General features: G+C 66.2%; 12 protein-coding genes. All 12 read left to right on the top strand.

Going from position 1 to position 14,992, the window contains the following annotated elements; genetic code table 11:
* On the top strand, window positions 1-1,687 hold a 1,687-nt coding region (locus WAW17_RS16215; RefSeq protein WP_422333972.1), incomplete at its 5' end, for a polyribonucleotide nucleotidyltransferase.
* A gap of 100 nt (window positions 1,688-1,787) precedes the next feature.
* Window positions 1,788-2,114: an MTH1187 family thiamine-binding protein gene (locus WAW17_RS16210; protein ID WP_422333971.1), complete on the top strand. Its 327-nt coding sequence runs from the start codon at window positions 1,788-1,790 to the stop codon at window positions 2,112-2,114.
* Entirely contained in the window at window positions 2,098-2,655 is a 558-nt protein-coding gene (locus WAW17_RS16205) for a DinB family protein (protein WP_422333970.1), read from the top strand. The genes WAW17_RS16210 and WAW17_RS16205 overlap by 17 nt, the downstream gene beginning before the upstream one ends.
* Window positions 2,656-2,787: 132 nt before the next feature.
* Window positions 2,788-3,465: a HemK2/MTQ2 family protein methyltransferase gene (locus WAW17_RS16200; protein WP_422333969.1), complete on the top strand. Its 678-nt coding sequence runs from the start codon at window positions 2,788-2,790 to the stop codon at window positions 3,463-3,465.
* Between the two features lie 73 nt (window positions 3,466-3,538).
* Window positions 3,539-4,765: a nitrate/nitrite transporter gene (locus WAW17_RS16195; protein WP_422333968.1), complete on the top strand. Its 1,227-nt coding sequence runs from the start codon at window positions 3,539-3,541 to the stop codon at window positions 4,763-4,765.
* 14 nt (window positions 4,766-4,779) lie between these two features.
* Entirely contained in the window at window positions 4,780-8,466 is a 3,687-nt protein-coding gene (locus WAW17_RS16190) for a nitrate reductase subunit alpha (protein ID WP_422333967.1), read from the top strand.
* Entirely contained in the window at window positions 8,466-10,124 is a 1,659-nt protein-coding gene (gene narH / locus WAW17_RS16185; protein WP_422333966.1) for a nitrate reductase subunit beta, read from the top strand. The genes WAW17_RS16190 and narH overlap by 1 nt, the downstream gene beginning before the upstream one ends.
* Window positions 10,121-10,771: a nitrate reductase molybdenum cofactor assembly chaperone gene (gene narJ / locus WAW17_RS16180; protein WP_422333965.1), complete on the top strand. Its 651-nt coding sequence runs from the start codon at window positions 10,121-10,123 to the stop codon at window positions 10,769-10,771. The genes narH and narJ overlap by 4 nt, the downstream gene beginning before the upstream one ends.
* Window positions 10,768-11,499 carry a respiratory nitrate reductase subunit gamma gene (gene narI, locus WAW17_RS16175; protein ID WP_422333964.1) on the top strand — a complete coding sequence of 244 codons (732 nt, stop codon included), beginning with the start codon at window positions 10,768-10,770 and terminating at the stop codon, window positions 11,497-11,499. The genes narJ and narI overlap by 4 nt, the downstream gene beginning before the upstream one ends.
* Window positions 11,500-11,572: 73 nt before the next feature.
* The gene (locus WAW17_RS16170; RefSeq protein ID WP_422333963.1) at window positions 11,573-12,919 is read left to right on the top strand and encodes a M16 family metallopeptidase; all 1,347 of its coding nucleotides are present in this window, start codon (window positions 11,573-11,575) and stop codon (window positions 12,917-12,919) included.
* Between the two features lie 64 nt (window positions 12,920-12,983).
* Entirely contained in the window at window positions 12,984-14,090 is a 1,107-nt protein-coding gene (locus WAW17_RS16165) for an alcohol dehydrogenase catalytic domain-containing protein (protein WP_422333962.1), read from the top strand.
* 178 nt (window positions 14,091-14,268) lie between these two features.
* The coding region (gene dapB / locus WAW17_RS16160; protein WP_422333961.1) for a 4-hydroxy-tetrahydrodipicolinate reductase at window positions 14,269-14,992 on the top strand (724 nt) is incomplete at its 3' end.

Below are 14,992 nucleotides of genomic sequence, written 5' to 3'. Positions count from 1 at the left end.
CTTCGACATGGTCGTTGCCGGCCGCATCGTCTCCGGAGCCGGTGACGACGCCGATGTCGCGATCATGATGGTGGAGGCCGAGGCCACCGATAACGTGATCGCTCTGATCGACGGCGGCGCGCAAGCTCCCACCGAGGCCATCGTCGCCGACGGTCTCGAGGCAGCCAAGCCGTTCATTGCTCGTCTCTGCGCCGCTCAGCAGCAACTCGCATCCAAGGCTGCCAAGCCCACCGGCGACTACAAGGTCTTCCCGGCCTACCAGGACGACGTGTTCAGCGCCGTCGAGGCCGCTGCGTCGGAGAAGCTCGCAGCAGCGCTGACCATCGCCGGCAAGCAGGAACGCGACGACAAGACCGACGAGGTCAAGGTCGAGGTGCTCGAGCAGGTTGCTTCCAATTTCGAAGGTCGCGAGAAGGAGATCGGCGCAGCATTCCGCTCGCTGACCAAGAAGCTCGTCCGCCAGCGGATCCTGCGTGACCAGTTCCGCATCGACGGTCGCGGTATCACCGACATCCGTTCGCTGTCGGCCGAGGTCGCCGTGGTTCCCCGGGCTCACGGTTCCGCGCTGTTCGAGCGCGGCGAAACCCAGATCCTGGGTGTGACCACCCTGGACATGGTCAAGATGGCGCAGCAGATCGATTCGCTGGGCCCCGAAACCAGCAAGCGGTACATGCACCACTACAACTTCCCGCCGTACTCCACCGGTGAGACCGGCCGCGTCGGTTCGCCGAAGCGTCGCGAGATCGGCCACGGCGCGCTCGCCGAGCGGGCTCTCATGCCCGTGCTGCCGAGCGTCGAGGAGTTCCCGTACGCCATCCGTCAGGTGTCCGAGGCGCTCAGCTCCAACGGCTCCACCTCGATGGGTTCCGTGTGTGCTTCCACCCTCGCGCTACTCAACGCCGGTGTGCCGCTGAAGGCTCCCGTTGCCGGTATCGCCATGGGTCTGGTTTCCGACCAGGTCGACGGTGAGACCCGCTACGTGGCACTCACCGACATCCTCGGTGCCGAGGACGCGTTCGGCGACATGGACTTCAAGGTCGCCGGAACCAAGGACTTCGTCACCGCCCTCCAGCTCGACACCAAGCTGGACGGCATCCCGTCCAAGGTGCTTGCGGGTGCGTTGTCGCAGGCGAAGGACGCTCGCGCCACGATCCTCGAGGTCATGGCCGAGGCCATCGACACCCCGGACGAGATGAGCCCGTTCGCGCCTCGCGTGACGGCCATCAAGGTTCCCGTCGACAAGATCGGTGAGGTCATCGGCCCCAAGGGCAAGATGATCAACTCCATCACCGAGCAGACCGGCGCCAGCATCTCCATCGAGGATGACGGCACCGTGTTCGTCGGAGCGACGGACGGACCGTCCGCGCAGGCCGCGATCGACATGATCAACGCCATCGCCAATCCGCAGCTCCCCAAGGTCGGCGAGCGCTTCCTGGGCACGGTCGTCAAGACCACAGCCTTCGGTGCGTTCGTATCGCTCCTGCCGGGCCGCGACGGGCTGGTGCACATCTCGAAGCTGGGCAGCGGAAAGCGCATCGCCAAGGTCGAGGACGTCGTGAGCGTGGGCTCGAAGCTGCGCGTCGAGATCGCCGATATCGACAACCGTGGCAAGATTTCCCTGGTCCCCGTCGAGGAAGAGGGCGCGGCTCCGGCCGAGCAGAACGAAGAGGCGGCTGCCGAGAAGTAGTCCTTCTCCACAGTCACCACGCCGACGGCCCCGCCTGATTTCATGCGGGGCCGCCGGCCTTTTCCGATAGTCTCCACTCCATCCCACTCGAGGAGAGCACATGCTGGTGGCCTTCAGTGTCAGCCCGATGGGCGGCGGATCGGACAGCGTCGGTGGCGCGGTTGCCGCGGCAGTGCGAGTGGTGCGCCAATCGGGGCTGCCCAACGAGACCACCTCGATGTTCACGACCATCGAGGGTGAGTGGGACGAGGTGATGGCCGTCGTGAAGCGCGCCACGGACGTTCTGCTGGAACAGTTTCCGCGCGTCAGTCTGGTCCTGAAAGCGGATATCCGGCCGGGGCACACCGATCAGCTGCGCAAGAAGGTCGAGCGAGTGGAAAGCTACCTCACGAGTGAGGAGGTGACGAGACGTGGACTGGACGAGTGAGCTCAGCGGCCAGCTCACCTGGCACTGGGAGCAGCAGTTGCGTCCGCGGCTGCAGGGACTGACGGATCAGGAATACTTCTGGGAACCGGCCCCGGACAGCTGGAGTGTGCGCCCGCGCGGCAGCTCGCAGGCGCCAGTTCAGGTCGGCAGTGGTGCCTTCACCATCGACTTCGCCTTTCCCGAGCCCGAGCCCCCGCCGGTCACCACCATCGCATGGCGGCTCGGTCACATCATCGTCGGTGTTCTCGGTGCCCGCGTCGCCGGCCACTTCGGGGGCGCGCCCGTCGACTACCAGAGTTTCGACTACGCCGGAACCGCCGCGGAGGCGCTTGCCCAGCTCGACGAGCAGTACGCGGCCTGGCGGCGGGGAGTGCAGAGACTGGGGGCCGAGGGGCTCGCCCGCCCGTGCGGCCCCAGCGAGGGGCACTTCGGCGATCGCCCGATGGCGGCATTGGTGCTGCACATCAATCGGGAAGTCATTCATCACGGTGCCGAGGTGGCCCTGCTCCGCGACCTCTACCCGCGTCTGGCTACGCACTGATCCCGACGGCACGTCCCGGGAGGGCCGTGACACGATCCGACCTGAACGCAACGTGAATTGCCTCACCCCATGTTGCGGATCACCGCCGCCAGTGCGGACGCTGGTAACGAGCGGCGTCGGAGGGAGCCGATCATGTTGTTTCGCTTACCGGGGGTCTATCGCCCCCAACGAGATACCTGGCTGCTCGCTGAGATCCTTGCGGCCCGCAATCTCGGGCCGGGCAGCAAGGTGCTCGATCTCTGTTGCGGCACAGGTGCATTGAGTGTCGCGGCGTGCTCGGCCGGGGCCGGATGGGTCACCGCCGTCGACGTCTCGCGCCGGGCCGCGATCAGCACCTGGCTCAACGCCAAGCTGAACCGCCACGCGGTTCGTGTCGTACGAGGCGACCTGGTGGAACCCGTTCGGACACTGCGTTTCGATCTGGTGGTGGCGAACCCGCCGTATACACCCGGTGCCGAGGACAGCGTGCCCGGTCGCGTGATCGCCCGGGCCTGGGAGGCCGGGAGCGACGGCCGGGCGGTACTCGATCGGATCTGTTGGGAGGCTCCGGGCCTCCTCGCGTCCGGCGGCACGCTCCTGCTGGTCCAGTCCACGTTGAACGGTGTCGAGAAGACGCGGACGATGCTCGAGGAGCACGGTCTGCGGGTCGACATCGTGGCCTGGGAGGACGTGCCCTTCGGGCCGGCTCTCAGTGCCCGTGCCGGCATGCTCGAGGAACGGGCGCTGATTCGTCGCGGGCAGCGAACCGAACGCATCGCGGTGATCGCGGCGACCGACCTCCGTTCCGGCGCCACCGGAATCCGCCCCTGAGGTACCGCATCTATTTCCTCGCTCTTTGCTTCGAAGTACCTCGAGATTGCGGTGTCTGAGGTTTCATGGGCGGGTGAGATCAGGACATCCTGAAGTCATCGGTTCGGTCCGGACACTCAATCTGGCTCTGGCCACCTGGGTTTCCGCAATCAACTTCTGGGCCTGGAACATGATCGGGCCGCTGTCGACCACCTATGCCGAAGCGCTCTCGCTCAGCAGTGCCGAGGCGTCGATGCTGGTGGCCACCCCGATTCTGGTCGGTTCACTCGGCCGCATCGCCGTGGGGGCGCTGACCGACCGGTTCGGCGGCCGACTGATGTTCATCGCAGTCTCACTGGCCTCGATCCTGCCGGTGCTCGCGGTCGGGTTCGCCGGATCGATCGACTCGTATGTCCTCCTGCTCATGTTCGGGTTCTTCCTCGGCGTCGCTGGGACGGTCTTCGCGGTCGGTATTCCGTTCGCGAACAACTGGTACGACCCCGCGCGGCGCGGCTTCGCCACCGGCGTGTTCGGCGCCGGCATGGTCGGTACCGCGTTGTCGGCGTTCTTCACACCGCGCATGGTCGGATGGTTCGGTTTGCTCCCGACTCACGTCATCGTGGCCTGCACCCTCGGGGCGACGGCGCTCGTATGTATCGCCGTCATGAAGGATTCGCCCGCATTCACTCCCAATACCAACCCGGTGGTGCCGAAGCTGAAGGCAGCGGCCCGCCTGCGGGTCACCTGGGAGATGTCGTTCCTGTACGCAGTGGTCTTCGGTGGTTTCGTCGCGTTCAGCAATTACCTCCCCACCTATATCAAGATTATTTATGATTTCTCCGCCGTCGACGCTGGGACCCGGACCGCGGGCTTCGCCCTCGCCGCGGTGATCGCCCGGCCGATCGGCGGCGCCCTGTCGGACCGCATCCCCCCGGAATTCGTGGTGATGGCATCGTTGGCAGGCACCGCGGCGATGGCGGTGGTCGCCGCCTTCCAGCCGCCTCCCGACGTGGCGTCGGCTGCCACCTTCATCACCCTGGCGCTGTACCTCGGTATCGGCATGGGCGGGGTGTTCGCGTGGGTGTCCCGGCGATCACCGGCGGCCAGCGTGGGAAGCGTCACCGGAATCGTCGCCGCGGCCGGCGGAGTCGGCGGGTACTTCCCGCCGCTGGTGATGGGAGCGACGTACGACGACGCCGACAACGACTACACGATCGGCCTGGTACTGCTGACGGCAACCGCCGTGGTCGCCTTGATGTACACCACATTCCGGCTGGCGGCGCGCGAGCCTGTGCCCTCCGCGCCGCGCCCCACGAATTGAAGGAGAGCGACGACGTGGTCACCGATCATACGGGCGGGTCCCTCGAGGAAGCGCTGCTACGAGGCGGCCGCTTCTTCACCCCGGGAGTGTTCTCGGACGACCTCCGCACGGTCACCAGGCAGGGTGGGCGCGAAGGTGACATCTTCTACCGGGACCGGTGGAGTCACGACAAGGTGGTCCGCTCCACGCACGGAGTGAACTGCACCGGATCGTGCTCATGGAAGATCTACGTCAAGGACGGGATCATCACGTGGGAGACGCAGGAGACCGACTACCCGTCCGTCGGCCCCGATCGTCCGGAGTACGAGCCGCGCGGATGCCCGCGCGGCGCGGCGTTCTCCTGGTACACCTACTCGCCGACGCGGGTGCGTTATCCGTACGTGCGCGGCTTGCTCGTCGAGATGTATCGCGAGGCGAAGCAGCGTCTCACGGATCCGGTGGACGCGTGGGCGGACATCCAGGCGGACCCGGTGCGCCGACGAAAGTACCAGCAGGCACGCGGCAAGGGCGGTCTCGTGCGGGTGTCGTGGGCCGAGGCCACGGAGATGATCGCCGCGGCGCATGTGCACACTATCGAGCAATACGGACCCGACCGCGTCGCCGGGTTCTCACCGATCCCGGCGATGTCGATGGTTTCGTTCGCCGCCGGGTCCCGCTTCATCGAATTGCTCGGCGGCGTGATGACGTCGTTCTACGACTGGTACGCGGACCTGCCGGTCGCGTCGCCGCAGGTGTTCGGGGACCAGACCGACGTGCCGGAATCGGGTGACTGGTGGGATGCGTCGTATCTGATGATGTGGGGTTCCAACGTGCCCGTCACCCGCACGCCGGATGCGCACTGGATGGCCGAGGTGCGCTACCGGGGCACCAAGGTGGTCTCCGTCAGTCCCGACTACGCCGACAACACGAAGTTCGCCGACGAATGGATGCCGTGCGCCGCGGGCACGGACGGCGCGATGGCGATGGCGATGGGACAGGTGATCCTGTCGGAGTTCTTCGTGCAGAAGCGGGAACCGTTCTTCGTCGACTATGTGCGCCGATTCACGGACCTGCCGTTTCTGGTCACGCTCGAGGAGCGAGACGGGCGCCTGGTCCCGGGAAAGAATCTGACCGCCGCCGATCTGGGCGAGTCGACCGAGAACGCTGCGTTCAAACCGGTCCTGGTCGACGGTGTGACGGGCGTTGTGGTGGTTCCGCACGGTTCGCTCGGGTTCCGTTACGGCGAGGAAGGGGTGGGGAAGTGGAATCTGGATCTCGGTGACCTCGTCCCCACGTTGACCGTCGCCGACCACGAGGGCACGGGCGAGACCGCGGCCGTGCACCTGCCGCGATTCAACACGCCGGCCGGGCACGGGGAAACCATGGTCCGCGGGGTGCCCGTCCGCCGGATCGGCGACCGTCGCGTATGCACCGTCTTCGACCTCATGCTCGCGCAGTACGGCGTGGCGAGGCCGGGGTTACCTGGCGAGTGGCCGGAGGACTTCGACGACGTCTCCGCGCCGTACACCCCGGCGTGGCAGGAGCCCATCACCGGGGTGAGTGCGGCACAGGTCATCCGGATCGCACGGGAGTTCGCGAACAACGCCGTCGATTCCGGGGGGCGTTCGATGATCATCATGGGCGCCGGGATCTGTCAGTGGTTCCACGGGGACGCCACCTACCGGGCGGTGCTGAGCCTGCTGATCCTGACCGGTTCGATGGGCCGCAACGGTGGCGGATGGGCCCACTATGTCGGGCAGGAGAAGTGCCGTCCGGTCACCGGCTGGTCGACCCTCGCGATGGGAACCGACTGGAGTCGGCCGCCGCGGCAGATGGCGGGCACGTCGTACTGGTACGTCCACACCGATCAATGGCGGTACGACGGGTACCGGGCCGATGCCCTTGCCAGTCCCACCGGTCGGGGGCGCTTCAAGGACAAGCACACGATGGATGTGATGACCTCGGCCGTCGCGATGGGCTGGACGCCGTTCTATCCGCAGTTCGACCGCTCGAGTCTCGATCTGGCCGACGAGGCGGAGGCCCGCGGTCGGGACGTGGTGGAACACGTCACAGGGCAACTGGCGAGCGGCGAGTTGAAGCTCGCAGTCACCGATCCGGACGATCCGAAGAACTGGCCGCGCGTGCTCAGTGTGTGGCGTGCGAATCTGCTGGGCTCGTCCAGCAAGGGCAACGAGTACTTTCTGCGACATCTGCTGGGCACCACCTCGAATCTGCAGGCGGAGCCGGCGCCCGAGAATCTTCGCCCGCACGAGGTCACCTGGACGGAGGATGTCCCCGAGGGCAAGCTCGACATGCTGATGTCGATCGACTTCCGGATGACGTCCACCACTCTCCTGTCGGACGTGGTGCTCCCCGCCGCCACCTGGTACGAGAAATTCGACCTGTCGAGCACCGACATGCATCCCTACATCCACGCCTTCTCCCCGGCGATCGATCCCCCGTGGGAAACCCGCTCGGATTTCGATGCGTTCGGTGCGGTGGCGCGGGTGTTCAGTGCGCTGGCCGCGAAGCATCTCGGCGTCCGTCGCGACGTGGTGATGGGCACGCTGCAGCACGACACCCCTGGCGCGATGGCGTATCCGGGTGGGATCGAACATGATTGGAGGGCACGGGGTGAGACGCCGGTGCCCGGACGGACGATGGGCCCGCTGGTGGTGGTCGAGCGCGACTATCCGGCCATCGCCGAGAAGTGGGCGGCCCTCGGCCCCCTCGTCGAGAAGGCGGGGCTCATCACCAAGGGCGTGACCACTCGCCCAGACCGCGAGGTCGAGGAACTCGCGGCCAAGCACGGAGTGTTCGATTCGGGCGTGGCGGCCGGACGTCCGGCGCTCGACACCGCCGAGAAGATGGCGGAGAGCATCCTCGCGCTGTCGGGGACCTCGAACGGCAGGCTGGCCGTGCAGGGATTCCAGGAACTGGAGAAGCGGACCGGCAGGCCGCTGTCGCACCTGGCAGCCGGCAGCGAGGAGCGCCGGATCACCTTCGCCGACACCCAGGCACGGCCCGTTCCCGTCATCACCAGCCCCGAATGGTCGGGAAGCGAGACCGGTGGGCGGAGGTATGCGCCGTTCACCTCGAACATCGAGGAGTCCAAGCCGTTCCATACCCTCACCGGACGGATGCACTTCTTCCTCGACCACGACTGGATCGAGGAACTGGGGGAGCAGTTGCCGATCTACCGTCCGCCGCTCGACATGGCACGGTTGTTCGGCGAATCCGTTATCGGTGAGCGGCACGGCGGGATCGGATTGACCGTGCGCTATCTGACTCCGCACTCGAAATGGTCGATCCACTCCGAGTACCAGGACAATCTGTTCATGCTGTCGCTCTCGCGCGGTGGCCCCACGATGTGGATGAGTCCCACCGACGCCGAGAAAATCGAAGTGAAGGACAACGACTGGGTGGAGGCGGTCAACCGCAACGGTGTCGTGGTGTGTCGCGCGATCGTCTCGCACCGCATGCCCGACGGCGTCGTCTACGTCTATCACGCCCAGGAGCGCACCATCGATGTGCCGCTCACCGAGACCACCGGTGAAAGGGGTGGCATCCACAACTCTCTGACCCGGCTCCTGGTCAAGCCTTCCCATCTGGCCGGGGGATACGCCCAGACGGCGTTTGCCTTCAACTATCTGGGGCCCACCGGTAACCAACGCGACGAAGTCACCGTGGTGCGGCGTCGCTCGCAGGAGGTGACGTACTGATGCGTGTCATGGCTCAACTCGCAATGGTGATGAATCTCGACAAGTGCATCGGTTGCCACACCTGTTCGGTGACGTGCAAGCAGGCGTGGACCAACCGATCGGGCACCGAGTACGTGTGGTTCAACAACGTCGAAACCCGTCCGGGGCAGGGTTATCCGCGCACCTACGAAGACCAGGACGAGTGGCGTGGGGGATGGGTGCGTGACAAGAAGGGTCGATTGCGGCTGCGGGACGGCGGACGACTGGCGAAATTGGCGCGGATCTTCTCCAACCCGAAGATGCCGTCCATCGAGGACTACTACGAGCCGTGGACCTACGACTACGAGAACCTCACCAATGCTCCTCTCGGCGAACACATGCCGGTGGCCTCCCCGCGCAGCTTGATCAGCGGAAAACCCATGAAGGTCGAGTGGTCGGCCAATTGGGACGACGACCTCGGTGGCTCTCCCGAGATTCTCTCGGGCGACCCGGTGCTGAAGAAGGTGAGCGCCGACGTCAAGCTGAAGCTCGAGGAAACATTCATGTTCTACCTTCCGCGCATCTGTGAGCACTGCCTCAATCCGTCGTGTGTGGCGTCCTGTCCGTCCGGTGCGATGTACAAGAGGTCCGAGGACGGCATAGTGCTGGTGGATCAGGACAAGTGCCGTGGCTGGCGGATGTGCGTGTCCGGATGCCCATACAAGAAGGTGTATTTCAACCACAAGACCGGCAAGACCGAGAAGTGCACCTTCTGTTATCCGCGCGTCGAGGTGGGTCTACCCACGGTGTGCGCGGAGACGTGTGTGGGCCGGTTGCGGTATATCGGTCTGCTCCTCTATGACGTCGACAAGGTCCTGGCGGCGGCGTCGGTGGAGAACGACACCGATCTGTACGAGGCGCAACTCGACCTGTTGCTCGACCCCAGAGACCCCATGGTGGTGGAAGGTGCTCGGGCCGAGGGTATTTCGGACGAGTGGATAGAGGCCGCCCAGAATTCGCCGGTGTACGCCTTGATCAAGGACTTCCGGGTGGCGCTGCCGCTGCATCCGGAATTCCGGACGATGCCGATGGTCTGGTATGTGCCGCCGCTCTCGCCGGTGGTGGATGCCGTGAGCCGCGACGGACACGACGGTGAGGACGCCGGCAACCTCTTCGGTGCCCTCGAAGCGCTGCGCATCCCGGTCGAATACCTCGCGGGCCTGTTCACAGCAGGTGACACGGCCGTGGTCGACGGGGTACTGCGCAGGCTGGCCGCGATGCGCTCGTACATGAGGGACATCAATCTCGGCCGCGAACCGCAGGCTCATATCCCCGAAGCGGTGGGCATGACCGAAGAAGAGATCTACCAGATGTACCGACTGCTGGCGTTGGCCAAATACGATGAGCGCTACGTGATTCCGACGGCCTACGCCACCGACGGGCACCGCCTCGAGGAAACGGCCACGGAGTGCGCCCTGGACTTCGAGGGTGGACCGGGTATGCACGAGTCGGGACCCTTCGGAGAGGCCAGTGGCGGACCGGTGCCGGTCGCAGTCGAGACGTTCCACGCGCTGCGGGAACGGCAGACCACCGGTGAGATGGCCGCGAACGCCAGTCATCCGTCCCGGGTGAACCTGTTGAACTGGGACGGCAAGGGCGCACCGAGCGAGATGTTCCCCGAACGGGGTGACCGGCCGTGAGCCCCCGCTTCGGCCGGCGCCGCCGGGACCGGTTGCAGGACCGCCTGGTATGGCATGCGGCAGGCTTGCTGCTGGCGTATCCGGACGAGGAACAGGACCGGCGACTGGAAATCACCGCAGAGATCCTCGCCGCTCTGCCACCGGGCCCCCGGACGTCGCTGAGCGGCACCTACCGCTTTCTCCGTGAGACGGACCTGTATGCCGCGGCGGCCGGGTACGTCGAGACCTTCGACCTCCGCCGCCGCACCACCATGTACCTCACCTACTGGACCGCCGGCGACACCCGCAACCGCGGCCGCGAGATCCTGGCCTTCGCAGACACCTACCGGTCGGCGGGAGTCGAGCCACCGAAGCACGAGTCGGCCGACCATCTCACCGTGGTGCTCGAATTCGCTGCCGTCGTCGACGCGGCCGCCGGTGCCGAGCTCCTGACGGCGCACCGGCCCACTCTCGACATGCTGCACTCCGCGCTCGACGGCGCAGGTTCGCCGTACGCGGGCACGCTCGCTGCGGTCTGCGCCACCCTCCCGGCCGCCGGCGATCAGGACGTAGTGCGTGCCCGCACACTGGCTGCCGCCGGCCCGCCCACCGAAACCGTGGGACTCGAGCCGTTCACACTCACCGTTCCACCGAGGAGATCAGGATGACCGCGGGCGAATTGTTCTGGGACATCGTTCCCTACGTGACCTTGGCGATCTTTCTGATCGGCACGTGGTGGCGGTTCCGCTACGACAAATTCGGGTGGACCACGCGGTCGTCACAACTCTACGAGCACCGGTTGCTGCGAATCGGCAGCCCCCTGTTCCATTTCGGAATCCTCGTCGTCATCGTGGGCCACGTCATCGGACTCGTCATCCCGCAGTCGTGGACCGACGCGATCGGGATGAGCCAGCACACCTATCACGTCCAGGCGTTGGTGCTCGGCGCCATCGCAGGCGTGGCCACACTGGCGGGTGCGTTGCTGCTGGTGTACCGGCGCCGGACCCGCGGGCCGGTGTTCATGGCCACCACGTGGAACGACAAGCTGATGTACGCGGTACTGCTCGCCGCGATCATCGCGGGATTGGCCACCACGCTGCTCGGCGCCGGCATCGTCGGTGAGGAGACCAACTACCGCGAGACGGTATCCCCGTGGTTCAGATCGATCTGGATCCTGCAACCTCGCGGCGATCTGATGGCGGAGGCGTCACTGGCATTCCACATCCACGTCGCGATCGCCCTCGTACTGTTCGCGCTGTGGCCGTTCACCCGCCTCGTCCACGCGTTCAGTGCGCCGATTGCATATCTGTTCCGCCCGTACATCGTCTATCGCAGTCGCGACGAGGCGCGCAGGGGTGAGCTGGTCGGTTCGCAGCCGCATCGTCGAGGCTGGTGACTCGTGATCCGGCGCCGCGTGTAAAGTTTGGCGTTCGAGGACGCCCAGCTTTCGAGGACTGCTGAACCAATACATGGCCAAGATCGATCGCTGCCGCACTGCGGCACTGACTCCACCGCCCGCCCTGCGCCAACCGGAAATCGGCGTCCGGCGCACCGTGCTCCCCGGGGGACTTCGGGTGGTCACCGAATACGTTCCCGGTGTCCGGTCCGCATCCGTCGGAGTCTGGGTCGGTGTCGGTTCCCGCGATGAGAAGCCGAGCGTCGCCGGTGCCGCGCATTTTCTCGAACACCTCCTGTTCAAGGCCACGCCGACGCGCAGCGCCCTGGACATAGCTCAGGCGATGGACGGTGTGGGAGGAGAACTCAATGCGTTCACGTCGAAAGAGCACACCTGTTTCTACGCACACATCATCGACGAGGATCTTCCGCTCGCCGTCGACCTGGTGAGCGACGTGGTTCTGCGCGGCCGCTGCCGGTTGTCGGACGTCGACGTGGAACGGCAGGTGGTCCTCGAAGAGCTTGCGATGCGCGACGACGATCCCGAGGATCTGCTCGGAGACGCGTTTCTCACCGCGCTGTACGGGGATCATCCCGTGGGCAGGCCGGTGATCGGCAGCCTCGACTCGATCGAGTCGATGACGCGCGCCCAACTGCACTCGTTCCACGTACGCCGGTACACGCCCCACCGCATGGTGGTGGCGGTGGCCGGCAATGTCGAACACGAACCGACCGTCGAACTTGTCCGGCGTGCGTTCGCCGGGCACCTCGAGGCCGGCACAGAACCCACGCCGGTACGCGACGGCACACTGCGCCTGCGTCACGCCCCCGCACTCAGTCTGACCGAGAGAGACAGTGAACAGGTCCACCTCTCGCTCGGCGTGCGCTCATTCGGCCGGCACGAAGCACATCGCTGGCCGCTCTCGGTACTCAACGCAGCCGTGGGCGGCGGTCTCAGCTCGAGGCTCTTCCAGGAAGTGCGCGAGATCCGTGGGCTCGCCTACTCGGTGTACTCGGGCGTGGACACGTTCGCGGACACCGGCGCGTTCTCCGTCTATGCCGGGTGCCAGCCCGAGAATCTCGCCGAGGTGGCCACCGTCATCCGTGAGGTGCTTGCGAACGTCGCCGCAGAGGGCATCACCGATGCCGAATGCGCCCGCGCGAAAGGATCGTTGCGCGGCAATCTGGTGCTGGGACTGGAGGATTCGGGATCGCGGATGCACCGTATCGGCCGCAGTGAACTGAACTACGGCACCCACCACAGTATTTCCGAGACGCTGGCCAAGATCGATGCCGTCACCACGGATCAGGTACGCGACGTCGCGCGGGTGCTGCTGCAACGTCCGTTCGCCGCTGCCGTCGTCGGGCCCTACCGGCGCAAGCGGGACCTGCCGGCGTCCGTACGAGGAATCGTCGGCTAGCGAGCACCGCCTGCCAAATGTGATCGCCTGCCAATGGAATCGCCTGCCAATGGGAAGGACCGGGATGAAGATTCGCGGCGCGGTACTCGAGGAGATCGGCCGGCCCCGGCCGTACGCCGAGTCGACACCCCTCGCGATATCAGAACTCGACCTGGGCGAGACCGGCCCGGGTGAGATCCTGGTACGGATAGAGGCGGCCGGCCTGTGCCACTCTGATCTCTCGGTCGTCGACGGCAGCCGCGTGCGGCCCGTTCCGATGCTGCTCGGCCACGAAGCCGCAGGCCGGATCGAACACCTGGGCCCGGGTGTCGACGACGTCGCGGTGGGACAGCGGGTGGTGATGACCTTTCTGCCCCGGTGCGGCGAATGCGCGGGATGCGCTACCGACGGCCGGATGCCCTGTATCGCCGGTACCCGGTCCAACAACGAGGGAACACTGCTCGGCGGTGCCGAACGACTGAGGCGCGGCGGAGAGACGGTTCGACATCACCTCGGGGTGTCGGGGTTCGCCACACACGCCGTGGTCAACCGGCGTTCGGTGGTCCCCGTCGGCGACGACGTGCCACCAGAGGTCGCCGCGGTCCTCGGATGTGCCGTCCTCACCGGCGGCGGGGCGGTTCTCAACGCGGGCGATCCGCAGCCGGGTGACGCCGTCATGGTGGTCGGTCTCGGCGGGGTGGGGATGGCCGCGGTCCTGACCGCTGTCTCACTCGGTCGCGGCGACGTGATCGGGGTCGACGCTGTTCCCGGGAAACTGCGGACGGCACGTGAACTCGGGGCCACCGCCGTGTACACGCCCGCCGAACTCGAGGAAGCCTGCGTGAGGGCTCCCGTTGTGATAGAGGCTGCCGGAAACGCGCGAGCCTTCGAAACCGCAGTCCGGGCAACCGCTCCCGGCGGTAAGACGATCACCGTGGGTCTTCCGTCCCCTGATGCGCGTTCGTCGATCTCGCCGCTGCAGCTCGTGGCCGAGGCGCGCACCATCATCGGCAGCTACCTGGGCTCCGCTGTCCCGTCCCGCGACATTCCCGTCTACGAGAATCTGTGGCGTTCCGGAAAACTGCCGGTGGAGAAACTCATCTCGTCGCGTATCACTCTGGAGGACATCAACCGCGGAATGGACGAGCTGGCCGACGGCCGGGCCATCCGCCAGGTGATCATCTTCGATTAGTCGGGTTCGGCCGGAGGCACACCGCCCGCAACGACATCGGCCGAATGTAGGCGTCATTGCGTGAGAATCCGACTGATCGGTGTGCATCTGTGGCCGGGCGACGACTCCGCACCGGCCCGCGTCACGCGATTGCGTAGGCTTTCGTGCGAATCGATGTGACTGGACGGAGCGTGGAGAAGTGAGCGCAGCAACACCCATCAGGGTCGGAGTTCTCGGGGCAGAGGGCAAGGTCGGACGCGCGATCTGTGAGGCGGTCGACCGGGCCGCGGACCTCGAACTCGTCGCCGAGGTGGACCGCGGCGACCCTCGCGAGAAGTTTCTGGAATCCGGAACTCAGGTGGTCGTCGACTTCACCCATCCCGACGTGGTGATGGACAACGTGAAGTTCCTTGTCGCGAACGGTATCCACGCCGTCGTCGGCACCACGGGATTCGACGACGCGCGCCTCGACACGGTGCGGTCGTGGCTGGCGGAACAGCCCTCCGTCGGTGTGCTGATCGCCCCGAACTTCGCCATCGGCGCGGTCCTCTCGATGAAGTTCGCGGAGGCCGCAGCCCGGTTCTTCGATTCCGTCGAGGTCATCGAACTCCACCACCCGAACAAGGCCGACGCGCCGTCGGGCACGGCCTACCGCACCGCCGCACTCATCTCGGCGGCCCGGAGCAAGGCCGGCGTGGGTCCCTGCCCCGACGCCACCACCACCGAACTGGCCGGTGCCCGCGGCGCGGACGTGGACGGTGTGCGTGTCCACTCGGTACGGCTCGCGGGTCTCGTCGCGCATCAGGAAGTCATCCTCGGAACGCAGGGGGAGACGCTGACCATCCGGCACGATTCGATCGACCGCAACTCCTTCGCGCCCGGCGTCCTGCTCGGTGTCCGGGAGATCGCGGGCCGTCCGGGGC

The organism is Rhodococcus sp. (in: high G+C Gram-positive bacteria) (assembly GCF_049286785.1).
Classification (GTDB): Bacteria; Actinomycetota; Actinomycetes; order Mycobacteriales; family Mycobacteriaceae; genus Rhodococcus_F.
Note: the sequence above shows the minus strand (reverse complement) of the source record. Positions and strands in the feature narration are given on the sequence as shown.

Bases quoted from the DNA above. Each gene is read 5' to 3' on its own strand.
- WAW17_RS16210 (WP_422333971.1), top strand. From the start codon at position 1,788: ATGCTGGTGGCCTTCAGTGTCAGCCCGATGGGCGGCGGATCGGACAGC.
- WAW17_RS16200 (WP_422333969.1), top strand. From the start codon at position 2,788: ATGTTGTTTCGCTTACCGGGGGTCTATCGCCCCCAACGAGATACCTGG.
- narH (WP_422333966.1), top strand. From the start codon at position 8,466: ATGCGTGTCATGGCTCAACTCGCAATGGTGATGAATCTCGACAAGTGC.
- narI (WP_422333964.1), top strand. From the start codon at position 10,768: ATGACCGCGGGCGAATTGTTCTGGGACATCGTTCCCTACGTGACCTTG.
- WAW17_RS16170 (WP_422333963.1), top strand. From the start codon at position 11,573: ATGGCCAAGATCGATCGCTGCCGCACTGCGGCACTGACTCCACCGCCC.
- WAW17_RS16165 (WP_422333962.1), top strand. From the start codon at position 12,984: ATGAAGATTCGCGGCGCGGTACTCGAGGAGATCGGCCGGCCCCGGCCG.